This window comes from Arcanobacterium haemolyticum DSM 20595 (assembly GCF_000092365.1).
In the GTDB taxonomy this organism is placed as follows: Bacteria; Actinomycetota; Actinomycetes; order Actinomycetales; family Actinomycetaceae; genus Arcanobacterium; species Arcanobacterium haemolyticum.
Genome location: NC_014218.1, coordinates 1,754,081 through 1,776,780, shown reverse-complemented (window position 1 = coordinate 1,776,780; position 22,700 = coordinate 1,754,081). Strand labels below are relative to the sequence as shown.

Genomic DNA, 22,700 nt, shown 5'->3' with positions numbered 1-22,700 from the left:
TTTGTTTACTTGGAAACGGGTCAATTTAGTGTGATTTTCCTGCTATTTTCTTTACTAATTAAGGCGTGTTCTTCTATTAATTGCTGATATATCAACGTTTTAATATGAAAGATCTTTTCTGCTTACATGGATGAGACGTTAAGTTTTCTTTAAGGCGCGCTAGCATATTGGCTTCGGCAACTGATCTGTTGCTATAGAAGGAGGATGTTCCATGTATACGATCTGGGACAGCGTTAATAGCACGTTGAGTTCGTTTAACGATTTCATTTATTCGTGGATGTTGATCCCTCTCCTCGTTGGGGCGGGGCTGTATTTCACATTGCGATCCAAAGGACTGCAATTTCGGCTATTTGGCACCATGTTTTCTGTTATCGGGCATAGTCGCGATGTTCAACACGGCCAAATATCGTCGTTTCAAGCATTTGCGATGGGGTTAGCGGCTCGCGTTGGTACGGGTAATATCGCTGGAGTAGCTGTTGCTATCACGCTTGGCGGACCGGGCGCTGTTTTCTGGATGTGGGTTGTTGCACTTCTAGGCATGGCAACAGCATTCATAGAAGCGACTCTAGCGCAGCTGTTTAAGATGCCGTGGCGCGATGGAACATTCCGTGGCGGCCCTGCCTACTACATTTGGAAAGGTCTAGGATCGTGGGGATGGGGAGCGGCTTTCGCAGTATCGCTTTTGTTCACGTACGGCATTGCATTTGAACTTGTGCAAGCAAACACGATCTCTAACACTCTTCACGACGCGTACGGTTGGCCAGCATGGGCCACAGGATTAGTGGTCACCTTTTTTACCGGCCTAGTCATTTTAGGTGGAATTAAGTCTGTTGCTCGCGTGACTGAATATCTCGCTCCGGCCATGGCGCTCATTTACATTGGAATTGCACTTCTTGTTATTGCCACTCACATTGGCGATGTGATCCCAGTGTTCGGTGAAATCTTCGAATCAGCATTCGGCTTGAATGAAGCATTTGCAGGAACTGCCGGTGGTTTCACTGCGGCCCTGATGAATGGTGTGAAACGAGGCTTATATTCCAACGAAGCTGGCATGGGCTCTGCTCCGAATGCCGCATCTACGGCCACTACTATCCACCCGGCTCGCCAGGGCCTGATCCAGGCGATGGGTGTTTTTGTGGATACGATTCTGGTCTGTTCCGCAACTGCGTTCATTATTTTAACTTCGGGAATTTACATTCCAGGGCAAGATGTTGAAGGCGCGACGCTAACCACCGGTGCAGCAATATCCGCATTAGGGCCTTGGGTTCAACACATTATGGTTGTTCTTATCCTCGTGTTTTGTTTCTCCAGCTTAATCGGCAACTATGCCTATGCTGAAGTGAATATGGACTACCTATTCCCAGGTAAGAAGACAGCGAATATGGTGTTGCGCCTCGCGATCATCGGCGCGACATTCGTTGGTTCTATCGCCAAACTCGGACTGGTATGGACGCTCGCGGATACGTCGATGTTCTTTATGGCAGTTATCAACTTAGTGGCCATAATATTGCTCGGTAAGTGGGCTATTGGCATCTTGAAAGACTTTGAAGCGTCCGGCGGCAAAGGAGCATTCGTTGCTGTGGATAACCCATACTTGCCGCGTCAATTGGAAGAAACCATCTGGACAAAAGAAACAGCTGGTATGGAGCACTGATCGTGCTGTAAGCCAATTACCTCATCGACTCTGATTATTTCGAGAATAGTGGCAATATTTGCCACTATTCTCGAAATGGTCAGCATTACCGAAGCGTAGGCGCGGTTTTGGGATACCTGGCGTGGTTTTGGGATACCTGGCGTGATTTGCCGGATCCCAGAAGTGTGGGACCTAGCAAACCCCCACGCAAACCTACTCCGCCACGATCGATCCGATAGTCTTGGCAGGGCCAACGGCCAGAATTTCGTCACCCGGCTTCAAAATCGTTTCAGCATAAGCATTCACCCACTGATCATTCGAACCCTTCACAGCGATAACAGAAATGCCCTTTGCTCGGCGCAATCCCAGATCAGCAAGTTGTTTGCCGGTCATGGCGTCGTTCACCGTCGTCGAAACAAGTGCGTAACCGTACCCCAACTCAACGTAATCGTTAAACGACTGTGCCACAATGTGTGCCGCGCGGCGCCCCATGTCAGTCTCAGGGTAGAAAATATGTTTCACACCCATCTGCTCTAAAATCTGCCCCTGCTGCGGGGTGGAAGCTTTCGCCCAGACGTCGGGACCATTCATCTTCAACAACGCAGACGTAGCCAAAATCGACGAAGCCAAATCGTTCCCAATCGCAACCACAACACGCGAAAAATCCTGAATGCCAAGCTCACGCAAAGTTTCCTCGTTCGTGGGATCGGCCGCAACCACATGAGGAAGCCTACTCGCCAAACTCTGCACAACCGCAGGTGACTTATCGATACCCAACACGCTGTAACCTGCATACACAAGCTCCAACGCGAGAGCAGAACCAAAACGGCCCAAACCGAACACGGCAACGTCGTGCTCTTGAACTGAACGGCGCAAACGCATACCATCCATCCTTTCTTAGCCGATCAACGGCCGATCCTTAGGAAGTTCGTACGTGAGCGGGCTGGTACGCAACGCTAACGCGGTAGCGATAGTCAACGGACCCAACCGCCCAATAATCATCAATGTAATCAACACAAGCTGGCTCGAAGCAGGCAACGATGGCGTAATCCCCGTAGACAATCCAACCGTAGCAAACGCGGACACAACCTCAAACAACGCCTGGTCCAAATTCACGGTAGTCTGAACCATAATCAGCATCGTGCCAACCATCACGGCGATAGAAGAAAGAGACATAACCGTCAGTGCCTGACGCTGCGCCGAACGCGGCAACCGCAACCCCAACACGTTCACGGCGCGCCCACCACGCATCTCAGACCACACAACAAACCCGATCACAAACACGGTTGTAATCTTCACGCCGCCCGCAGTACCACCAGGTCCGCCGCCAATAAACATCAAAATGTCGGTGAGAACGCGGGAAATGTCGGTCAAAGAAGCAACGTCAAGAGAATTGAAACCGGCAGTACGTGGCGTCACAGAAGCGAAGAACGCCATCAAAATCTTGCCGCCAGGCCCCTCAGGCCCCAACGTATTCGGATTATTCCACTCAGCCAACGCAAAGAAAACCCAGCCAAACACGAGCAGGCTGCTTGTGCCAACGGCAACTAAGCGAGTAGTCATCGGCCACCGCCACCAATGCAACCCAAACCCGTAAAAAGCCAGCAAAGCCGGATAGCCAAGCCCGCCGATAATAATCCCGGCGGAAATTGGCAAAATAATCCACGGATCTGTAGCAAACTCGATCAACGAATCGGTATAAAGCGAAAAACCGGCGTTGTTAAACGCAGAAATCGAATGGAACCATGCCTCACCCAACGCGGTAGAAAACGAATGCCCAAGATACAAAAAACGCCCCAACAAAGCGCCAGCAATACTTGTTTCTACCAGGGCAGTTAGGGCAACAACACCAAACACAACGCGGCGCACGTTCCCCATGCTCATCCCGCTCACGGATGCGGAAGCAACCTCACGGGTTCGCATGTTGAGACGCCGCGCCAAAACCATCGCAACAAGAGTCACAATGGTCATTGTGCCCATGCCTCCAAGCTGAATTAGCACGGCAATAATGCTCTGCCCAAACGTGGTGTAATACGTGGCCGTGTCAACAACGGCAAGGCCGGTTACGGCTGTGGCAGACGTGGCGGTAAAAAACGCAACGGAAAAAGGCGCACCGCCAGCAAACCGCGGCCCGTATTCGTGCGGAGGTGTGGATAAAGGATATGGCCAAGGAGGCTGCCCGGTTACAGAAATCGGGAGCATCAACAGGAAGGTACCCGCCAGGAGCGTCACCAAGAAGGCAACGATAAGGATGTAGGTGGGTCGCATCTTTCGGAGACGATTCACTTAAGCGATTCTAGAACCGAAGGTGCCGTTCTACAACACAACAGGCTATCCTGTGAGTGGAAGAAACCTTTTAAAGATTTTCGAGGAAGAAGATAAACGAAGATATGCGAGCGCTTGTTAAACCGATTGAAGGTCCGGGGTTAGAGTTACGTGAGGTTCCGGAGCCTACTCCAGGCCGCGGTGAGGTCAAGATTAAGGTGATGCGTGCCGGCTTGTGTGGTACGGATTTGCATATTCTTTCGTGGGATGATTTTGCGGCCGCGCACGTGAAGGCCGGGCAGACCATTGGGCACGAGTTTTATGGCGAGATCGTGGAGTTGGGCCCGGGCGTTGCGGAGGGCGACGCCGATGGGGAGCTTCACGTGGGGCAGCGTGTTTCGGTGGAGGGGCACGTTGTGTGTGGCCGGTGCCGGAATTGCCGTTCGGGGCGGCGCCACATGTGCCCGAACACGGTGTCTATTGGGGTAGATCGCAATGGTGCGTTTGCTGATTTTGTGGTTGTGCCGGCAACGAACGTGTGGGTGCAGCCGGACGTGATCGATCCTGAATTGGGCGCGATTTTTGATCCTCTTGGGAACGCTGTGCATACGGCTTTCCAGTTCCCGTTGACTGCCGAAGATGTGTTGGTGACTGGCGCTGGGCCGATCGGCATTATGTGTGCGGCGATTGCCCGGCATGCTGGGGCGCGTAACGTTGTGTTGACTGATATTAACGATGAGCGTTTGGAGCTTGCGAAGGCGATTGATGGCGTTGTAGGCGTGAATACGATGCGTGAGGATGTGCGTGATCGTTTCGATGCGTTGGGCATGGCTGAGGGTTTCGATGTGGGCTTGGAGATTTCCGGTTCGCCTGTGGCGATGTCTCAGATGATTGATCTGTGTACGAATGGTGCGAACATTGCGTTGTTGGGGTTGCCTGCGCGCCAGTATGCGATTGATTGGAACAAGTTGATTGCGCGGATGTTGACAGTGAGGGGCGTGTATGGCCGCGCGATGTACGATACGTGGTACCGCGCTACTTATTTGATGACTGGTTCGGAGCGTTTCCGGGAGCAGATTCGCCAGGTGATTACGCACCGGTTTGCGCCAGCGAATTGGGAAGAGGCGTTTGAGACGGCGAAGGCCGGGCATGCTGGCAAGATTATTTTGGAATGGAATGATTAATGTTTAGTATTCGTGAGGATTTGGCGCGGACTTTACAGGAGATCCGTGAGGCTGGGTTGTTTAAGAGCGAGCGTGCGATTGTTTCGCCGCAGTCTGCGCACATTCGTACCGCTGATGGCGAGTTGCTGAATTTTTGTGCGAACAATTATTTGGGTTTGGCGGATAATCCTGAGATTATTGCGGCGGCTCACGCGGGCTTGGACGAGTATGGGTATGGTACGGCGTCGGTTCGTTTTATTTGTGGTACGCAGGATATTCACCGCGATTTGGAGCGGAAGATTGCGGATTACGTGGGGATGGAGGACGCGATTTTGTTCCCATCTGCGTTTGACGCCAACGGTGGTATTTTCGAAGTTTTGTTGAGTAAAGACGACGCGGTGATTTCTGATGAGCTGAATCATGCGTCGATTATCGACGGCGTTCGGCTGAGTAAGGCTCGGCGCTTCCGTTACAAGAATTCGGACATGGGCGAGCTTCGTGAGCAGCTGGTTGCTGCGCGTGAGGGTGGCGCTGGCCGGATCTTGATCGTGACGGATGGCGTTTTTTCGATGGATGGCTACTATGCGAAGCTTCCGGAGATTTGTGACTTGGCTGAAGAGTTTGGTGCGATGGTGATGGTTGACGATTCGCACGCGACTGGCATTGTGGGTGAGCATGGTTCGGGCACGCCGTCGAAGTTTGGTGTTGCGGATCGTGTGGATATTTTGAGTGGCACCTTGGGTAAGGCGCTTGGTGGTGCGTCCGGTGGCTATATTGCTGGGCCTGCTGAGTTGGTTGCGTTGTTGAAGCAGCGCGCACGGCCATATCTGTTCTCGAATGCGGTTGCGCCTTCGTTGGTTGCGGGTTCGTTGAAGGCGTTGGACGTGGCGCGCGCGGGTGACGATTTGCGTGAGCGTGTGGCCGATAATGCTCAGTTGTTCCGTACGTTGATGGCTGAGGCTGGGTTTGAGTTGTTGCCTGGAAGTCACGCGATTATTGCGGTGATGTTCCCTGGCGACGACGGGGCTCGCCTCGCCGGCCAGATTGCCGCTAAGTTGGGTGAACTGGGAGTTTATGTAACCGCGTTCTCGTATCCGGTGGTTCCGCTGGGTAAGGCTCGTATTCGTGTTCAGTTGTCTGCGGCTCATTCGGCTGATGATGTGCGGGCTGCTGTGGCTGCGTTTGTGGCTGCCCGCGATGCCGTGATGTGAGTTGGTTCGTCCCTCTAAATTGTGGATAACTATCGGTTGTGGATAGTTATCTTTGATGATGTTTGATATTCGTTAATCTATTTTCATCATACATTTCTGAGAGATTGGTTGATGATGAAAAGATTCATGCGTTCATTGAACACACTGTTAGCTGCTGCTGCACTCTGCTTGGCGCCCACTGTGGCTCATGCAGAGAACGCAGAGCACGATATTGAAGAACAAGATCCGCACCTAACTGGTGTTAGTATGCGGTATACTCCGGCAGAAAATGCCCGCCAGCACGAAGGATTTACCACACGATCCTGGCAGGCACGACCTGTGCTATTTACGGTAAATACGGGCGATGCCGGAACATATCATGCGTATTGTTTGGAACTGACTGTACAGCCAGATCGCACCTCTCCTACGGTTACAAGTTCATGGGGTGATTTCAAAGGAGAAAACGCTTTTAAAACTGATGAATCTGTGCGGCGGAAAGTGGCGTGGATTATCCACAACTCTTACCCCACCAGTTCGTTAGAGGATGTGGCGCGTGCGGCTGGTATACGCGAACTGGCGGCTTCTCAAGCGATTACGGCAACCCAATCTGCCATCTGGCATTTAACTGACGGGGTAGATCCTGATTTTACGGCTCTCGCATCAGAAGACACCCACGGAGTAGATAGCCAAGCGATTGCTGCAGTGTATCGCTACTTAATTTCGCCGGAAAATGTAGGGATCGTACAGGAAGAACTACACACAGGTGTGGCGCTGAACGTGCCGGATCGGCGTGACTTCGCTGGGGAACGATTGGGGCCGTTTAATGTAGAAACAGGCTACCCGTTTGTGGCTGTGACTGTGCCTGCCGGATTCACGCTGGAAAATGAAGCCGGTGAAGTTATGGATGCTAGCCACGTTCCAGCACGGGAGGCCTTTTATATGAGAACGGGGGATGTGCGTGACGCCGGTGACGCAGAAATCGGCGTGAGCATCGATACTGCACGATTCCACGGATCGCTAATTACCCCTATGGCATCTCCCGAACGGCATGGGCAAACACTCGTGATGGTTCGCGAAGAAAAAATGCGGATGACTGACACTGCCACAATATCCTGGCTAGGCCACGCAGACATGTGTGTGGACAACGATGGTGTTCCAGTTCGTGATCCCAAAACTGGCCGGATAATTGAACGGAACTCAGGCGCCTGCGTGGTTACTCCCGTACCACCTGCCACCGAAGCCACGCCGATCGTCAATCCTCAACCGCCCGCTGTTCAACCCGCGCGAACCGAACCTGAAACGCCTAAGCTCGCTCAAACCGGGCCAGAACTTTATGTGTTAAGTGGTATCGCGCTCGCGATCATTGCCAGTGGAATAGGGTTCCTCATCTGGGAAAAGCGTAAGTTCCGCTCTCTCTAACTCCCTTCTAGCGGATTGTCCAATCAACAGGGGTTGCACCCTGTTGAGCGAGAAGAGTATTCGCTCGAGAAAATGGTTTCGAACCGAAAAAGCCACGATGAGCCGAAAGCGGAGACGGGTGCGGGCTCATCACCGCCGGAACATGCGGCAGAAGCCTTGCTACCGACTGTGCCTGCTTGCCCCACAAAATCGCAACAAGTGGCGATTCACGTTGCGCGAGAACACGAATCGCGTGATCGGTGATGGCCTCCCAGCCCCGGTTCGCGTGCGAACCGGGGTGCGATGGGCATACGGTGAGGACTCTGTTAAGAAGCATGATCCCTTGATGGGTCCATGAAGAGAGATCGCCATGCGGCGGTGGAGTTATGCCTAAATCATCGTGGAGTTCGCGGTAAATGTTGACCAACGATCGAGGAAGCGGGCGGACACTGCGATCGACAGAAAATGACAGCCCTACAGGATGGCCTGGAGTGGGGTATGGATCCTGGCCAACAATCAGCACGCGAATATCTGGTAATGGTTGTTGGAAGGCGCGCAAAATGTTTGCACCAGCCGGGAGGTAACCGCGGCCCTGTGCATTTTCTTCACGCAAGAAATCTCCCATCGCGTGGATGTGTGCGGCAACTGGTTCCATTGCGTGCGCCCACGTGGGATGCATAACTCCATCTAGATCACTCATGGCACTATAATACGGCGAAAGGAAGCAATATTTGAATAGACTTACACTCATGGAATCTGTGGAGAAAGACAACCCAAACCAGCTCACGTCGATAGAAGAAAAAGTCCTCACTATCGAAGAATCCTGGTGGAAACTTGCCCCCACGAAAGATCGAGCCATCACACAAGAATTAGGTATCTCTCCCATGAAGTACTACATCATCTTGTCTCGAATGCTTGAAGACAAGCGCGTGTGGAAAGCAAAACCGGTTCTTGTTGATCGATTGCGGCGGCTTCGAGACGCGAAAGCTGACGAACGTCAACTACGTCGATAGATGAACACGGTATAATGAGGAGTTCGTTGAGCGGAAGTTTAGATAGGCTAGAGAACGTGAACGCATACTTAGAAGATGAATTTGATCGTTTGGCGCAAGAGCGGCAGACTCTCGGTGCACATCGTAAGCCAACGCGCGTTAGCCCATGGCTAGTTGCGCTCGTGGCTGTTCTGCTCATTGCACCACTTGCAGGCTGGGGAGTAGGAAAATGGATCTCTAGCGATTCTTCCGCTCGAGAAACAGTAGCCTCAGTTGTCACCCCAGAAAAAGACAAGCAGGCTGAACAAGAAAAAGACAAGCAGACTGAACAAAACTCTTCTACACCCGATAAAGCTGGGCAGGCACCAGCTGAACCCAAAAAGGAAGAAGCTCCACCAGCTCCACCAGCTCCAGCAGAACCTGAAAAACCAGCACTCAACAAAAACGTTAATGTGCGAGTTCTCAACGGTAAGGGGATTTCCGGATTAGCTGCAGAAGTTCAAGGACAGCTGAAAGAAGCTGGATATGCCAACGTCACAGCCGATAACTACAAGGGCGGCAACACACCAACAACAACCACGATCTACTACAAGAATGCGGACATGAAGGCCATGGCCGAAGATATTGCTCAACATCTTGGCAGAGGCGCCGTTGCCGAAGGTGACGGCGTCTCCATGAGTGCGGACATCGTCGTCGTTCTTCGATAACACAGATAAAACATACGAGTGGACCTGGAATGCGACTTGCGCCAGGTCCACTCAACTTTTCTCTCGTAGAGTAACTGCACGTTCGTCGTCGCCTGCCATCTTGCACTCTCACCGCGAGAGTGCCAAAATCGATACTGGCACTCTCGGATGGAGAGTGATAGTACGTTGGCTAGTGAGGTGCCGCGCAACGCGAAACAGAACGCGGATGTGCGAACATCGTCCGTCGCGGGCACTGGCCGTCAACCACCCTAGTGGGAGGAAAATACAATGGTAAAGATCATTGCTTACAATGAGGAAGCGCGCCGCGGCATGGAACGCGGCCTCGATGCTCTCGCAAACACCGTCAAGGTGACGCTTGGTCCAAAGGGACGCAACGTTGTTCTTGACAAAAAGTGGGGCGCTCCTACCATCACAAATGACGGCGTTTCCATCGCAAAGGAAATCGAACTCGAAGATCCATACGAAAAGATCGGCGCCGAACTCGTCAAAGAAGTTGCAAAGAAGACTGACGACGTCGCTGGTGACGGCACCACCACCGCAACCGTTCTTGCACAGGCCCTCGTGAAGGAAGGCCTCCGCAACGTTGCCGCAGGTGCAAACCCAATCGCACTCCGCAAGGGCATTGACAAGGCTGTTGCCAAGGTTGTTGAACAGCTCCTCGCAAACGCCAAGGAAATCGAAACCAAGGAAGAAATCGCTGCAACCGCAGCCATCTCCGCAGGTGACAAGGAAATCGGCGAACTCATCGCAGAAGCACTCGATAAGGTTGGCAAGGAAGGCGTTGTGACTGTTGAAGAGTCCAACACCTTCGGCACCGAACTCGAACTCACCGAAGGTATGTCCTTCGACAAGGGCTACCTCTCCCCATACTTCGTTACTGACGTTGACCGCCAGGAAGCAGTTCTGGAAGACGCCTACGTCCTGCTCGTTGAATCCAAGATCTCCAACGTGAAGGACATGCTCCCAGTTCTCGAAAAGGTTATGCAGACGGGCAAGCCGCTCGTGATCATTGCTGAAGACATCGAAGGTGAAGCACTCGCCACCCTCGTTGTTAACAAGATCCGCGGCACCTTCAAGTCCGCTGCTGTTAAGGCTCCAGGCTTCGGCGATCGCCGTAAGGAAATGCTCCAGGATATGGCTACCCTCACCGGCGGCCAGGTCATTTCCGAAACCGTTGGCCTCAAGCTGGAAAACGCTGACATCGAACTTCTTGGCCGCGCACGCAAGGTTGTTCTCACCAAGGATTCCACCACGATCGTTGAAGGTGCAGGCTCTGCAGACGACATCGCTGCCCGCGTCTCCACCATCAAGACTCAGATTGAAAACTCCACCTCCGATTACGATCGCGAAAAGCTCCACGAACGCTTGGCCAAGTTGGCCGGCGGCGTTGCCGTGATCAAGTCCGGTGCAGCAACCGAAGTTGAACTCAAGGAACGCAAGCACCGCATTGAGGATGCCGTTCGCAACGCAAAGGCTGCTGTTGAAGAAGGCATCGTTTCCGGTGGTGGCGTTGCTCTGATCCACGCTGCTGACCAGGCACTCGAAGGCCTCGAACTCACCGGTGACGAAGCAACCGGCGCCAACATCGTTCGCGTTGCTGTTGCTGCTCCACTCAAGCAGATCGCTGTTAACGCTGGCCTCGAAGGCGGCGTTGTGGCAGAAAAGGTTCGCTCCCTCCCAGTGGGCCACGGTTTGAACGCTGCAACTGGCGAATACGTTGATCTTCTTGCGGCTGGCGTGAACGATCCAGTGAAGGTTACCCGTTCTGCACTCCAGAACGCAGCCTCCATCGCTGGCCTCTTCCTCACCACCGAAGCTGTTGTGGCTAACAAGCCAGAACCACCAGCAGCTGCTGCTCCAGCAGGTGAAGACATGGGCGGCATGTACTGAGATTAGTTTCTCCACTAAGGCCGGGAGCCTGGAATTTTCCAGGCTCCCGGCCTTTTTGTGTTTACTTGTCTGGCCATCCTGTTGCCACTCTGTTGTCCGTCGCCCTGTTGCCCGCCACTTGCCCGCCAGCTACCTGCAAAAACATTGAGGATCCGGCACGGGTTAGCGGTATATTGCAGGGCGTGCCGGATCCTCAAACAAAATGCAGGAAGTGGATGAGCGATGCAGTGCAAAATTGGGCATCCAGCAGGAAAACACTACAAAAATGAGGTTCCTAGCCCAGCCTGCCCTTCGCGTTCTTCACGTGCTTCTTGATGTTTGCGTTCGATCGTTTCGATTGTGTCTTTCGCGATCTGTTCGCGCCGAGCCGCTTCAGCTTGGGAATGATCGAGTACGCGTGGGGGAGCACCTGGAGTAAACGCTTCGTCGAGTTCTTCTAGGGAAGAACGTTTTACAACAGGAATATGAGGCTGGATCACGTCCGAAATCTCATCATCGATGCTGTCGCCTGGTGATCCTGCGCTTTCTTCAGGTTCAACCGTTTCGGAAATTCGTTCCATTTGTGCGGTCTGGAACAAGCGAACCATGGGATCAACGGTATCGCTACTTACGGACGTATCAGGAGCGGCTGTAACCGTTTCGGTAGCAGGCGTATCAGGTTTAGTGGAGGCTACCGCCTCTTGTGTTGCGTTTTCTGCGGATTCTGCTGTTTCTGCGGCGCGGCATTCTTCCAGTGCGGCCGTGCATGCGGCTTCGATTCGTTCCAGTTCTGCGGAAAGGTTCTGCCGAGCAACTGGTTCCCAATCAGCGGCAAGCGGGGTGAGAAAGATACGTTTGCGGGCTAAGAGATGTTCGACGATTCGACGACGCGCCAACAGCCATGCTTGATCGGGTACGTGAGCGTATTCTTCGCGTACCTGTGACACGTAGGTTTTGTAATGTTGCGGGGCAGTGGCCAAACTGCCGAAATGAGCATCGTAAAGGGCCAGCCTATCGACGTCGATAGAATCGAAACGTGCCGTTTCGTCGGCACGCTGCGCGGTGCCGGGAACGTCGTGGCGTTTGTGCAAACTCGAAATGAGCGATAAAATCCGATCAAGATTTTCTTCAGGAATACCGATCTTTTCGAACAATTCAACGGCTAGGGCGGCGGATGCTCGCTCATCTTCGCCGCCGTTGCGGGAGTACACGGCTTCATCGGAAATGTTAAACACAAGCCCGTGGCCCCACGTAGCTAACCGAACTAGGCACGGGCTTTGGGTTTCGGTGGCTAACGTATCTACGCGCGCCAGCATGTCGGTCAAATGCCGTGTGTTATGGAAGATTCGTTCTGGAGCCGCCCACATTTCCAACAGCTTATAGGCGGTTTCCTCAACGAGCGCACGTTCTGCTGTGGCGCCAGCATCCAGTGCACTACGCACGAATGCCTGCACTACCCAGCCGGGTACGTTCATCTCTTGCATATTTCCTCCATGTTAAACGCCCCATGATTCTATACCTGTGTGCAGAACTACCCAAACCGTACACACGCTTCCGAGTAGATAATTCCCACGAACACGGCACATAGGGGTGCCCTGCGGCGCGAAGTGATCTAACGTAGATAGTGTGAAGAAACAAGGTAGTCAAAGTAACCTCGCTGGTCGCGCTCTTATTACGGGTGGAACATCAGGCATGGGGGCTGCGTTCGCGCAGGCACTGGCCGCCCGCGGATGCGACCTTGTGCTTGTTGCCCGAAACGGGGAGCGCCTGGCCGAAAATGCCGCTGTACTCCATGACACGTTCGGAGTGAATGTGGCGGTGCTTCAAGCCGATTTGAGCACGCGCGATGGTGTGGACGCGGTGAAACAGCGCCTTTTAGATCAAACAGATCCGATCACAGTATTCGTGAACAATGCCGGTTCGGGCATGTATTCCCCGATGGCTACGGACGATGCCACACAGCTCCGCGCCGGCGCCGAACTCATGGCCCTTGTCCCGATGGAACTGGGCGGCGCCGCGGCGTTCGCTATGAAACAGCGCCACTCCGGAGTCATTATTACGACTGCCTCGGTGGCATCGCTGGCTCCGATGGGGGCCTACGCCGCCGTGAAATCGTTCGTACGCATGTGGTCCGAATCCCTCGCGATCGAAGTAGGGGATTACGGTGTGCAAGTTGTGGCATTCCTACCGGGCTGGGTACGTACAGAATTCCATCAGCGGTCGGGTGTTTCTACGTCGTCGATACCATCGTGGCTGTGGCTGGACGCCCAGCGAGTAATCGACGAAGCCTTGAATGACGTAGAACGCGGAAAAATCACCACTGTCCCATCCAAGCGCTTCAAAACCATGGCATTCTTCGCCAAGCACGCCCCGCAACGGCTTGTGCACAAGGCCGTGAAGAAGCTGAACAAGGGCCGGCGATGAACGAATTACACCCGCTAGACGATTACCATTCAGAAGGTAAACGCAAGGTTCGTTCCGCGGTACGCAAGGTATTCACGCGCCCCGCGATGAAAGCGCTCCTGGGGGCAACCGTGTGGGGTGAAGAAAATGTGGAGGGGCTCGACGGGGCCTATATCGTGGTGGGAAATCATTCGTCGCATTTGGATGCGCCGATGGTGTTTTCGCTTCTTCCAAACCACATGACTGAACGCCTCGCCACGGGCGCCGCAGCCGATTATTTTTACCGCAAGAAGGGTATTGCTAAGCTGACCTCGATTTTCTTCAACACCTACCCGATCGAACGCAAGGGGAAGAACGTGGGCGCGAACGCGGGTCGTGCCGCTGGCATGACCGGCCGCTTGCTCCGCGATGGCATCCCGATCCTCATTTTCCCGGAAGGCACCCGTTCCCGTGACGGGAAAATGGGCGTGTTTAAGCCGGGCGCTGCCGCGCTCGCGTTGAAGATCGGCGTGCCGATTGTTCCGTTGGCGATGTCTGGAGGCCACGAAGCGATGCCGGTTGGCAAAGTGTTGCCTACGTTAAATCATCCGGAGGTCAATTTGTATATTGGCACTCCGATGGTGGGAAAGCCGGGGGAAACGCCAGATGCTTTTATTGGCCGTGTGCGGCATCAGATTGAGATGATGCTTGATCAGAAGAGTGCGAACCCTGATCCGTTTCTCGGTTCGTGACGTCTAGGAGGGGGAAGCGCAAGCGTACGGTGAGTCCGCCACCTGGAGTTTCGTGGACGGATGCGGATCCGTGGTGTGCTGCCATGATGGAAGCAACGATTGCGAGCCCTAGCCCGGAGCCTTCTCCCGTAACGCGCGAACGTGACGAGTTTGCCTTGTAGAAACGCTCAAACACGTGGGCGCGATCTTTTTCGGGGATGCCTGGCCCATGGTCGCGTACTTCCACGATTGCGGTGGAGCGGGAGTCAGGATCGATTCCCACTGCGATTTCTACTGGGACATGGGGGTCCGTGTGGGTGTTGACGTTTCCGAGTAGGTTTGTGAGGAGTTGCGTGACGCCGTCTTGATTTCCCATGACGACGACGGATTCCACCTCTTCGCCCGACAGGTTGGTGACGTTTGCGGTGCGTTCGGGGCAGCGGGCCAAAAAGTCTGACATAGTGTTGAGCGCGACCGCGGCAAGATCAACAGGCTTTGGTTTGATTTCACTGCGTTCGTCCAAACGTGCGAGTTTGAGTAGATCTTCTACCAGGTTGGCCATGCGGCCGGATTCGGATTCGATCCGAGTGAAGGCTTGGGGGATTTGTTCGGCAGGCACACCGCCCATACGGTACAGTTCGGCGTAGCCGCGAACGGTAGCAAGTGGGGTACGTAGTTCGTGGGAGGCATCGGAAACGAAGCGGCGCATGCGTTGCTCAGATGCCGTTTGGGCTTCAAAGAGGGTTTCGATTTCATCGAGCATGGCGTTGACTGATTCGCCGAGTTCCCCAACTTCCGTATCTGGTTTCATTGGAGGAACGCGTGCAGAGAAGTTGCCTTGGCGAACATCGGAGCTGACGTGGCTGATTGTACGTAGGGCTCGCAGGGATCGCCGCACCAGCACAACTGAAACGAGTGCGCCGATGGCCATGATGGCAAGCACGAAGAGTGTGAGTACTTGTTTCAGGTTGGTGACGGTACGTTCTACTTGATCGAGTGGCAAGCCAATCACGACGTTTCCCACAATGCGTGATTGGTGCCCGGTGGATGTGAGCGGAACGGAAATGATCCGCCACTCGGTGCCTTTCAACGTGCCAGAAACGGTGCGTGGCTGATCGACATGAGTGGAGGCTAACGCGAGAGCATCAGCAGGTTTGCCGAATCGGCGCTCAATGGAGGGATGGACTTCTTCTACTGATGTTCCGAAATCATCCGTGATATATAAGTAGAAATCGGAGGGCAGCAGAGCATCGGATGTTCCTTGAATGAGGGCATCAACTGTTTGGGATGCAACAATCTGCCCTGAAGAGGACAGGGTTTTGTCTGTTTCCGAGGTGAGGAATGCGCGTAGCGAAATCGTGGCGAAAGCGGAAACGAGTACTAGTGCAGAACCTAGTAAAGCAAGGAATACAACTAACAGTTGCCATGATAGGCGCCCGGTGAGATGGAGCCGCGCTTGTGGTTTTGCCATTGTTACTTGCCGGTTCGCATCACATACCCGATACCGCGCTTGGTATGAATAAGTGGAACCAAAGCGGCTACTTCTTTTGGATCTGTGATTCCCAACCCGTCAGCAGAATCGATCTTTCGGCGCAGGTAGGAAATGTAGGATTCAACAATTGACGCTTCGCCGATCCAATCGTAATCCCAGACGTGATCCAAGATCTGAACCTTGGACACCACGCGTTCTGCATTAACCATGAGGTAACGCAGGAGTTTGTATTCGGTAGGGGACAATTCTACCATGTGGCCACGGCGGCGCACTTCATATGTATCTTCGTTCAATTCCAAATCGTGGTAGCGAATCAGAGCAGAATCTTCTTCTGATGGGGTTGTGCGGCGCAGAATAACCTGGATGCGGGTAACCACTTCTTCTAAGGAGAAAGGCTTGGTAACGTAATCGTCAGCACCCGCGTTGAGCCCCTGGAGCTTATCGCGAAGATCATCCTTGGCAGTCAGGAAGAGAACGGGAATATCACTGCCCTGTTCACGCATCCTGCGGAGAACTTCATAGCCATCGAAATCAGGTAGCATGACATCTAAAACCACCAGATCTGGATCAAATTCTTGATATGTTCGAATAGCATCACGCCCAGTAGCTGCCGTTTCTACACTAAACCCGGCGAAGTGGAGTGAAGCGGACAAGAGTTCGCGGATTGATGGTTCATCATCAACAACAAGGATCTTTGCGGTAATTTTCGATTCTGCCATGATTCCCATTTTCTGCTATGAAACTGAAAATATCCTGAAAATGCCAGTATTTATAGGTATGGATATGGATCGAAATCGTCAATATTGACCGGATGGGTACGGTTGAGCGGCAGGTTGAATGCCTGAACGTCTAGTTCAAGATCGTGGATAATCAGGCCGCGATCTTCTAATTCTGCCAGTGGGAGGGCTAAAAATTCGCGGAAACAAAGGATTGCTACGCGATGCCCGGCTTCCAATAGTGCTTCGATTTGTGGAAGGTAATCAACATCATGCGTGCCAAGTACAACATCGGCTTCCGGGCGCACATCCAAAATTGCTTCCAGAGTGCGTTGAATACCTTCATCTACAACCTTGCGTTCGTAATCATCCGACATCAGTTGGATTGGCTGCCAGCCGATCGCCAGAAGTGCTTGTACGAATGGGGCGGCAGTGCGCTGGGACGAGTTGAGGAAGAAAAGCCCAGTAGAGTTGTGCGTGGTTTCGGCAGGCGCAGAGGTTTCGTTTGCTTCTACTGATTTTTTGTGCGTAAACGGATCAAATTCAAGGACGCGATCCCAGCGGGGCCGCTCTTCCGCGCGCGGGGTACGCTTGAGAATGTTAACTCCAAGAGTTGCGTCAATGTTTTCACCATCAATAAGAATATACATACCTGTAGTTTATCCCACTTATGGGATAAACTACAGGGGGACAGTAGCAAAACGATGCAGGGATCGCCATGCGCGGAATCTTCCGTTTCACTGGATAAAAACATGGCAGGGGCGGTGGTTTAACCGCCCCTGCCATGGGGATCAGCGTAGGATCAGTTTTCGATTTGCTTTGGGCGTGCGTTGGCTTGGAGAGCTGCGAGGCGCGCTTCCACTTCGGAAGACGACGACGATATCTCCAGTTGAGCGAACTGTTCATCCAACGACGACGCTGCTACTTCAGCCTTGCCCTGAGCCAATGCTTCCTGGCGGCGAACAGATTCTTCAAAGCGGCCGATTTCGGTGGTTGGATCAAGAACGTTGATCGAACCAATAGCATCTTGAACCTTGTTCTGCGCTTCAGCCGACTTGGCGCGAGCAACCAGCTGATCGCGCTTCGAACGCAAATCTTCCAGCTTAGTGCGCATCACGTTGAGGCCATCCTTGAGCTTGGCAACAACATCGCGTTGAGACGCGATCATCGGTTCTGCACTGCGTGCTTCTTTTTCTGCGTTGATTTGACGTTCGATGGCAACCTTAGCCAAGTTTTCCATCTTGAGTGCGCCATCTTCATTGCCGGCGGCACGCAGTTCCTGGGCTTTTGTAACAGCAGCGGCGGCCTTGGCGCCCCATTCTTCGGCTGCCTTAACATCTTCATCGTAGTCAGCTTCAGCCAACCGAAGGTTACCAATGGTTACGGCAACAGCATCTTCTGCTTCTGCAATGGAGTTGGTGTAGTCGCGAACCATCTGATCAAGCATCTTCTGTGGATCCTCTGCGCGATCAAGAAGAGCGTTGATATTCGCCTTAGCCAACTGTGTGATGCGGCCAAGAATGGATTGCTTTTCTGCCATAGTAAGACCTCTTTTCTTATCAACTATGGAAAGTGATGTTCTAATTGTTCCAGATTTTACGAATCTGAGGGAGATTTTTTGCTAGAAGCTTTTCCCGAATCCGCCTCCGCCAGATCCGAAGCCCCCACCCGAATTAAAACCGCCACCGGAACCGAAGCTGTTGTTTCCCCAGCTGTTGTGCCGTGAAGAACCACCAGAGAACGCCCCATAAATCAGTGAACGCGCCACGCCTGTGAGAATTGCACCGGCAAGTTCGCCGCCAAGTTCAGCTTTAGAGTGCTGCCCGGCGTTGCGGTAATCCGCGATGTCAGATGAGAGAGCGCGTTCTGCGCGCGTTGCGTAGTCCATTGCTGAACTGTATCCAGCCAACTGTTCAGATGCGGGCATCGATTCCACAGATGTTAAAGCAGAATGAGCACGCTGTAAAAGCGTACGGGTTTCAGCAGAAACAAGTTCACGATAACGCGTGACGTCTTCATCCAGCCGATCCAACTTTGCAGAAATCTGCCCATGGAAACGATCGAGGTTCGCACGTACGCGAGTGGCTTGTTCATCTGCAGCCCGAACTCCAGCAAGCGCCATATCCAAATTTGATTCCGCTTCAGCTAACTGATCATTCATCAAAATCAGATCGACACTTTCACCTGCAGTTGCGCGAGCAACAACAGCCTCCGCCTCCTTCTGGCGCAACGCAATCGTAGAATCTCCGCCTCCCAAGCGTTTCGCATCCGCAATATCAGAACTCAACGATGCAATACCGCGAGCCAACTGTTCACGCGCATTCTCCAACATCTGCGGAGCCTTATCGATTCGATCCATCAGCTGTGCAGCCTGATCCAACGCGCCTTCAGCAAGCCGAGCATACTGCACGCCCTGATTCTTATCGCCACCAGCTTCCAACCTGCGAGCAGACGCCAGATGCTCCTGCGCAGCGCTCAAAAGCGATGCCACCTGCGCCGGATAGGAGCTCAACGTAGTCAGTGATTCCCGTGGGAACGCATACGCCAAATTCGCAATTTTATCCTTCGCCAACGCCAAAGAAGAACGGATTTCTTGTTCCCGCTCTGCCAAATCAGACAGCTTTGCACCCAAACGCCCAGCCAAATCACGCATCTGAGAAAACTTCTCCGCCTGCGCCCGCATTGCTTCGCGCGCGCTCGATGCCAACTGTAAAATCTCAGTATTCATCTGGCGCTGTTCTTCGGGAGTTTCCGGATCGTCATCGTCTAGCAATCTCCGCACATCAAACGCCCGCTTCACCTGGGCCTGCGCCTGCGCCAACGAGTCAGTAAATTCGCGAGTTTCACCAACACCGAATTCAGCACGAGCAAATTCGAGTTCGGTAATGCCGGAACGAACGTCGTCGTCAGCAGCTAACAGCTCCCCAGAAGCCTTCTTGGCCAACTCAGCCAAACTTTCGCCCTGCGCAACTGCCGCTTTCTTCTTCTTACGGTACGCAAACCCCGCAACCCCAGCGCCAGCCAACCCAAGAACCCCAACCACAGGAAGAACGTTCGGAGCACTTGCACCCCCAGGAGCCTGCGGAGCCGCGCCACCAGAACGCAACTGCCGCACATGCTCACCAAACAGTGCAATACCGCCATCCCAATCGCCGTCATGGAACTTATCTAACACGTCCTGCGACGTGGCGTTATTCAATAATTCCTTAATCGAACCGTCAGGAGAATAAGCGTACAACTCAGACGTGCCAACGCTAATCGCCAACAAACCATCCCCGGCGCGCAACCCAGACTTTTCAAAAGTCTTCGTTGTCCAATTATCGGGAGCAAGCCCGTCAAAATCATCAACGGTCACAACCCACAAATTTCCAGACGAAACCTCAACCATCATATTAGACAGCTTCGCAGCCTCCGACGAAACCTGCGCGTGATCCTCATAATTCCGATCCAGATCAACCGGCGCAACCGCAAACGCCACTGAAGGAAGAAACGTCACTGCGCCCACGGCCAAAGCCAGCGCGAAACGGCCTGCACTTCTCATACTAACTACCCTCCATCAAATCCTTACCCCCAAACTTACCAAGAGCCTCCCACACACGTCAGATAACAACCGCAACTAACGTAAATTTCTTTCAGCACTGAACCTGATAGAATAGTTCGTCATATAAGTGTCATAATGAGAACTAGTTATGTCTTCGTGCCACGCACCACGCGCGGCACGCCACAGAAATGAAAGCGAGTATGCCGTGCCTACTGGAAAAGTGAAGTTCTTCGATGAGCAGAAGGGCTTTGGTTTTATCGCTGGGGACGACGGCGCCCAAGTCTACGTCGCACAAAGTGCGGTACCGTTGGGGGTCAAGTTGCGTCCAGGAACCCGTGTTGAATACGGCGTTGGCGATACACGCCGAGGCCCCGCCGCGCTGTCCGTGTCCGTCATCAAGAAGGAAACCTCGCTTGCGGCGGCAAACCGCAGATCGCCAGAAGCGCTCGTTCCTCTGATCGAAGATCTGATCAAGATCCTTGATGTTTCGTCTACCCAGCTCCGCCGCGGCCGCTACCCGGATGGTGGCCCACGCATTGCGCAGGCGTTGCGTGCCCTGGCAGATGATTTCGATGCCTAACAGAATCACGCCGCGCAACAAGGCGGTCAAAGATAAGGTGCTCGGCGGCGCGATCGATCTTGCCCGCGAAGCGCTCAATGACATCACCACGCCGGAACGCGTGGGCAAACACGTGGGCATGGTGCAAGAAGCAGAACGTTTCGTTACGCACGCCTTCGAATGCCTTATGCCCGGATACCGTGGCTGGTTCTGGACCGTCTCGGTTGTTCGCGCCCCACGTTCCAAGAAAGTTACCATCGCCGAATTATCGATACTGCCTGGAGACGACGCGTTGCTGGCACCCGATTGGGTGCCCTGGTCTGATCGCCTCCAGCCGTCCGATGTGAGCCCATCTGATCGCCTCCCATACAACCCGCAAGATCCCAACCTCTCTGTGAACGTGGATCCAGGGCTGGATCAGGGGTTCGAAACCGTTGGCGTAGATGAAGATGCGATTGCATCGTGGGAACTTGGGCTGGGGCGCGCCCGCATCATGTCTGATGCCGGCCGCGCTGCTACCTTCCGCCGCTGGTATCGTTCCGATGCTGGCCCGCGTAACCAGGCCACACGGGATGCCAAGGCCGCCTGCTCCACCTGCGGTTATTTGATGCACTTAGGCGGTTCGGCGCGCCAGCTTTTTGGCGTGTGTGCCAACGAATGGTCTGCATTCGATGGTCGCGCAGTATCGCTTGATCACGGCTGCGGTTCGCATTCTGAAACGGACGTAGCCCACCGGGAACGTTTGTGGGAACAGGCTTCACCGGTGATCGATGAAACCGAAGTTGAGGTAGTAAAGCAGTAGGGCATGAAGTTTCTTCAGGGCCGTGTTCGCGACTATTCGTGGGGATCGCATCATGCGATCCCCCGTCTTTTCGGTTGCGATGCGGCGGCCCGCCCGGTTGCCGAACTCTGGTTCGGGGCACATCCGAGCGCTCCATCGTTCTTTTCCGATGATGTTCGGGTGCGTTCCTATGAAGCTAGCGGGGAGGGACGTGATCGCTTCGGTGCGATGGAGAGCCTGGATGCTCTAATCGCTGCCGATCCGGAGCGAATTTTGGGGGATGACATCATCGCCCGTTACGGCCCCCAGTTGCCGTTTTTGTTGAAGTTGATTGCGCCTGATGAGCCCCTATCATTGCAGGTTCACCCATCATTGGAGCAGGCGAAGGTGGGGTTTGCTCGCGAAGAAGAGCGTGGTTTGGCCACGAACGCTCCGCAGCGTTGTTACCCCGATCCGAATCATAAACCTGAGATGGTGTATGCGGTATCGAAGTTTGAAGCGCTGGTAGGTTTCCGCAGTCCACGCCGTATTTTAGGTGTGTTGAGTGGGCTTGATTGTGCGGTTGCGTGCCAGGTGTATTCGTTTGTGGCGGGGGAGCCGAACGCGGATGGGGTGCGGCGTGCGTTTGAGTTTTTGTTGAGTGAGGAGACGCGGCCTTCGGCGAATGATATTGCTGACGTGGTTCGTGCTTGTTCGTTGCGCCCCACGACCGATTCGCCGTCTCCGCGCGCAGATGCGCTGGTTGCGCGGCTTGGCAAGATTTATCCGGGTGATCCGGGCGTGGTTGCGTCATTGTTGATGAATCCTGTGACTTTGCATCCTGGCGAAGCTCTGTTTACTCCGGCTGGCATTGTGCATGCGTATGTGTCTGGATTGGGTGTTGAGGTGATGGCTGCGTCGGACAACGTGTTGCGTGCCGGCTTGACTCACAAACACGTGGACGTCAACGAGTTGTTGTGTATTACCGAAACGGTTGCGGCGCCCCCGATTCGCATTGCGGCCGAACGAATCACGCCCGCCCAGTCCACGTTTTACGTTCCGGTAGACGATTTTGAGTTGTCCGTGATTTCGTTACGTCACGCCGACGAACGCATCGATGTTCGCGGCTGTGGTCCACGTATCATTTTGTGCTTGAGTGGCGCTGCAGAATTGTGTGTTGATGGGAAACGTTCGTTTATAAACACAGGCCAGGCTGTATTTTTGGGGGCCAGCGACGGGGCTGTTGACGTGCGTGGAGCGGGCGAGTTAATACAGGTCGAATCCCCCTAATCTTAAAATATG

The 22,700-nt window shown here is 53.7% G+C and carries 21 protein-coding genes; 12 read left to right on the top strand and 9 right to left on the bottom strand.

Annotated features, from left to right (window positions below; translation table 11 throughout):
- Window positions 1-211 precede the first annotated feature (211 nt).
- Complete coding sequence (locus ARCH_RS08235; RefSeq protein WP_013170815.1) at window positions 212-1,654, top strand: alanine/glycine:cation symporter family protein; 1,443 nt, start codon at window positions 212-214, stop codon at window positions 1,652-1,654.
- Window positions 1,655-1,846: 192 nt separating this feature from the next.
- On the opposite strand, the gene ARCH_RS08230 is transcribed toward ARCH_RS08235, so the two are convergent.
- Window positions 1,847-2,515: a potassium channel family protein gene (locus tag ARCH_RS08230; RefSeq protein WP_013170814.1), complete on the bottom strand. Its 669-nt coding sequence runs from the start codon at window positions 2,513-2,515 to the stop codon at window positions 1,847-1,849.
- 15 nt (window positions 2,516-2,530) lie between these two features.
- Window positions 2,531-3,919 (bottom strand): TrkH family potassium uptake protein, encoded by a 1,389-nt coding sequence (locus ARCH_RS08225; protein ID WP_041640445.1) that lies wholly within the window; start codon window positions 3,917-3,919, stop codon window positions 2,531-2,533.
- A gap of 104 nt (window positions 3,920-4,023) precedes the next feature.
- Here ARCH_RS08225 and tdh point away from each other — a divergent pair, with 104 nt between their 5' ends.
- The 3 genes from tdh to ARCH_RS08210 all read left to right on the top strand — a co-directional run bounded on the left by tdh (window position 4,024) and on the right by ARCH_RS08210 (window position 7,670).
- Window positions 4,024-5,082 (top strand): L-threonine 3-dehydrogenase, encoded by a 1,059-nt coding sequence (gene tdh / locus ARCH_RS08220; RefSeq protein WP_013170812.1) that lies wholly within the window; start codon window positions 4,024-4,026, stop codon window positions 5,080-5,082.
- On the top strand, window positions 5,082-6,272 hold the full coding sequence (locus tag ARCH_RS08215; protein ID WP_013170811.1) for a glycine C-acetyltransferase: 1,191 nt from the start codon (window positions 5,082-5,084) through the stop codon (window positions 6,270-6,272). The genes tdh and ARCH_RS08215 overlap by 1 nt, the downstream gene beginning before the upstream one ends.
- A gap of 126 nt (window positions 6,273-6,398) precedes the next feature.
- On the top strand, window positions 6,399-7,670 hold the full coding sequence (locus tag ARCH_RS08210; protein ID WP_041640444.1) for a thioester domain-containing protein: 1,272 nt from the start codon (window positions 6,399-6,401) through the stop codon (window positions 7,668-7,670).
- 7 nt (window positions 7,671-7,677) lie between these two features.
- On the opposite strand, the gene ARCH_RS08205 is transcribed toward ARCH_RS08210, so the two are convergent.
- Window positions 7,678-8,349, bottom strand: coding sequence for a uracil-DNA glycosylase (locus ARCH_RS08205; RefSeq protein ID WP_013170809.1), 672 nt, complete (start codon window positions 8,347-8,349; stop codon window positions 7,678-7,680).
- Window positions 8,350-8,398: 49 nt separating this feature from the next.
- Between ARCH_RS08205 and ARCH_RS08200 the strand changes: the two genes are divergently transcribed.
- The 3 genes from ARCH_RS08200 (at window position 8,399) to groL (ending at window position 11,238) form a co-directional block, all read left to right on the top strand.
- Window positions 8,399-8,662, top strand: coding sequence for a DUF3263 domain-containing protein (locus ARCH_RS08200; protein WP_013170808.1), 264 nt, complete (start codon window positions 8,399-8,401; stop codon window positions 8,660-8,662).
- A gap of 56 nt (window positions 8,663-8,718) precedes the next feature.
- A complete protein-coding gene (locus ARCH_RS09465) occupies window positions 8,719-9,348 on the top strand; it encodes a LytR C-terminal domain-containing protein (RefSeq protein ID WP_013170807.1) in 630 nt (209 codons plus the stop codon).
- Window positions 9,349-9,615: 267 nt separating this feature from the next.
- Window positions 9,616-11,238 carry a chaperonin GroEL gene (gene groL, locus ARCH_RS08190; protein WP_013170806.1) on the top strand — a complete coding sequence of 541 codons (1,623 nt, stop codon included), beginning with the start codon at window positions 9,616-9,618 and terminating at the stop codon, window positions 11,236-11,238.
- Between the two features lie 257 nt (window positions 11,239-11,495).
- On the opposite strand, the gene ARCH_RS09460 is transcribed toward groL, so the two are convergent.
- On the bottom strand, window positions 11,496-12,701 hold the full coding sequence (locus ARCH_RS09460) for an HD domain-containing protein (protein WP_013170805.1): 1,206 nt from the start codon (window positions 12,699-12,701) through the stop codon (window positions 11,496-11,498).
- Between the two features lie 142 nt (window positions 12,702-12,843).
- Here ARCH_RS09460 and ARCH_RS08180 point away from each other — a divergent pair, with 142 nt between their 5' ends.
- On the top strand, window positions 12,844-13,641 hold the full coding sequence (locus tag ARCH_RS08180) for an SDR family NAD(P)-dependent oxidoreductase (RefSeq protein WP_113722923.1): 798 nt from the start codon (window positions 12,844-12,846) through the stop codon (window positions 13,639-13,641).
- Entirely contained in the window at window positions 13,638-14,351 is a 714-nt protein-coding gene (locus ARCH_RS08175) for a lysophospholipid acyltransferase family protein (RefSeq protein ID WP_013170803.1), read from the top strand. The genes ARCH_RS08180 and ARCH_RS08175 overlap by 4 nt, the downstream gene beginning before the upstream one ends.
- On the opposite strand, the gene ARCH_RS08170 is transcribed toward ARCH_RS08175, so the two are convergent.
- From ARCH_RS08170 to ARCH_RS08150, 5 genes are all read right to left on the bottom strand, one after another.
- Window positions 14,272-15,801, bottom strand: coding sequence for a sensor histidine kinase (locus ARCH_RS08170; RefSeq protein ID WP_013170802.1), 1,530 nt, complete (start codon window positions 15,799-15,801; stop codon window positions 14,272-14,274). The two genes, ARCH_RS08175 and ARCH_RS08170, sit on opposite strands and share 80 nt — an antisense overlap.
- A gap of 2 nt (window positions 15,802-15,803) precedes the next feature.
- Window positions 15,804-16,550, bottom strand: a complete 747-nt coding sequence (locus tag ARCH_RS08165; protein WP_013170801.1) for a response regulator transcription factor — start codon at window positions 16,548-16,550, stop codon at window positions 15,804-15,806.
- A gap of 41 nt (window positions 16,551-16,591) precedes the next feature.
- Window positions 16,592-17,188 carry an NYN domain-containing protein gene (locus ARCH_RS08160; RefSeq protein ID WP_013170800.1) on the bottom strand — a complete coding sequence of 199 codons (597 nt, stop codon included), beginning with the start codon at window positions 17,186-17,188 and terminating at the stop codon, window positions 16,592-16,594.
- Between the two features lie 152 nt (window positions 17,189-17,340).
- On the bottom strand, window positions 17,341-18,078 hold the full coding sequence (locus tag ARCH_RS08155) for a PspA/IM30 family protein (RefSeq protein ID WP_013170799.1): 738 nt from the start codon (window positions 18,076-18,078) through the stop codon (window positions 17,341-17,343).
- Window positions 18,079-18,159: 81 nt separating this feature from the next.
- Window positions 18,160-20,079, bottom strand: a complete 1,920-nt coding sequence (locus ARCH_RS08150; protein WP_013170798.1) for a TPM domain-containing protein — start codon at window positions 20,077-20,079, stop codon at window positions 18,160-18,162.
- A 205-nt stretch (window positions 20,080-20,284) separates the two neighbouring features.
- Here ARCH_RS08150 and ARCH_RS08145 point away from each other — a divergent pair, with 205 nt between their 5' ends.
- The 3 genes from ARCH_RS08145 to manA are packed head-to-tail and all read left to right on the top strand — an operon-like array spanning window position 20,285 to window position 22,688.
- Window positions 20,285-20,659 carry a cold-shock protein gene (locus ARCH_RS08145; protein ID WP_041640442.1) on the top strand — a complete coding sequence of 125 codons (375 nt, stop codon included), beginning with the start codon at window positions 20,285-20,287 and terminating at the stop codon, window positions 20,657-20,659.
- The gene (locus ARCH_RS08140; RefSeq protein ID WP_041640441.1) at window positions 20,652-21,440 is read left to right on the top strand and encodes a DUF3027 domain-containing protein; all 789 of its coding nucleotides are present in this window, start codon (window positions 20,652-20,654) and stop codon (window positions 21,438-21,440) included. Before ARCH_RS08145 ends, ARCH_RS08140 begins: the two co-directional genes overlap by 8 nt.
- A gap of 3 nt (window positions 21,441-21,443) precedes the next feature.
- A complete protein-coding gene (gene manA / locus ARCH_RS08135) occupies window positions 21,444-22,688 on the top strand; it encodes a mannose-6-phosphate isomerase, class I (RefSeq protein ID WP_013170795.1) in 1,245 nt (414 codons plus the stop codon).
- Window positions 22,689-22,700: the final 12 nt, after the last annotated feature.

Bases quoted from the DNA above. Each gene is read 5' to 3' on its own strand.
- ARCH_RS08235 (WP_013170815.1), top strand. From the start codon at position 212: ATGTATACGATCTGGGACAGCGTTAATAGCACGTTGAGTTCGTTTAAC.
- ARCH_RS08230 (WP_013170814.1), bottom strand. From the start codon at position 2,515: ATGCGTTTGCGCCGTTCAGTTCAAGAGCACGACGTTGCCGTGTTCGGT.
- tdh (WP_013170812.1), top strand. From the start codon at position 4,024: ATGCGAGCGCTTGTTAAACCGATTGAAGGTCCGGGGTTAGAGTTACGT.
- ARCH_RS08215 (WP_013170811.1), top strand. From the start codon at position 5,082: ATGTTTAGTATTCGTGAGGATTTGGCGCGGACTTTACAGGAGATCCGT.
- ARCH_RS08210 (WP_041640444.1), top strand. From the start codon at position 6,399: ATGCGTTCATTGAACACACTGTTAGCTGCTGCTGCACTCTGCTTGGCG.
- ARCH_RS08205 (WP_013170809.1), bottom strand. From the start codon at position 8,349: ATGAGTGATCTAGATGGAGTTATGCATCCCACGTGGGCGCACGCAATG.
- ARCH_RS08200 (WP_013170808.1), top strand. From the start codon at position 8,399: ATGGAATCTGTGGAGAAAGACAACCCAAACCAGCTCACGTCGATAGAA.
- groL (WP_013170806.1), top strand. From the start codon at position 9,616: ATGGTAAAGATCATTGCTTACAATGAGGAAGCGCGCCGCGGCATGGAA.
- ARCH_RS09460 (WP_013170805.1), bottom strand. From the start codon at position 12,701: ATGCAAGAGATGAACGTACCCGGCTGGGTAGTGCAGGCATTCGTGCGT.
- ARCH_RS08175 (WP_013170803.1), top strand. From the start codon at position 13,638: ATGAACGAATTACACCCGCTAGACGATTACCATTCAGAAGGTAAACGC.
- ARCH_RS08170 (WP_013170802.1), bottom strand. From the start codon at position 15,801: ATGGCAAAACCACAAGCGCGGCTCCATCTCACCGGGCGCCTATCATGG.
- ARCH_RS08165 (WP_013170801.1), bottom strand. From the start codon at position 16,550: ATGGGAATCATGGCAGAATCGAAAATTACCGCAAAGATCCTTGTTGTT.
- ARCH_RS08160 (WP_013170800.1), bottom strand. From the start codon at position 17,188: ATGTATATTCTTATTGATGGTGAAAACATTGACGCAACTCTTGGAGTT.
- ARCH_RS08155 (WP_013170799.1), bottom strand. From the start codon at position 18,078: ATGGCAGAAAAGCAATCCATTCTTGGCCGCATCACACAGTTGGCTAAG.
- ARCH_RS08150 (WP_013170798.1), bottom strand. From the start codon at position 20,079: ATGAGAAGTGCAGGCCGTTTCGCGCTGGCTTTGGCCGTGGGCGCAGTG.
- ARCH_RS08140 (WP_041640441.1), top strand. From the start codon at position 20,652: ATGCCTAACAGAATCACGCCGCGCAACAAGGCGGTCAAAGATAAGGTG.
- manA (WP_013170795.1), top strand. From the start codon at position 21,444: ATGAAGTTTCTTCAGGGCCGTGTTCGCGACTATTCGTGGGGATCGCAT.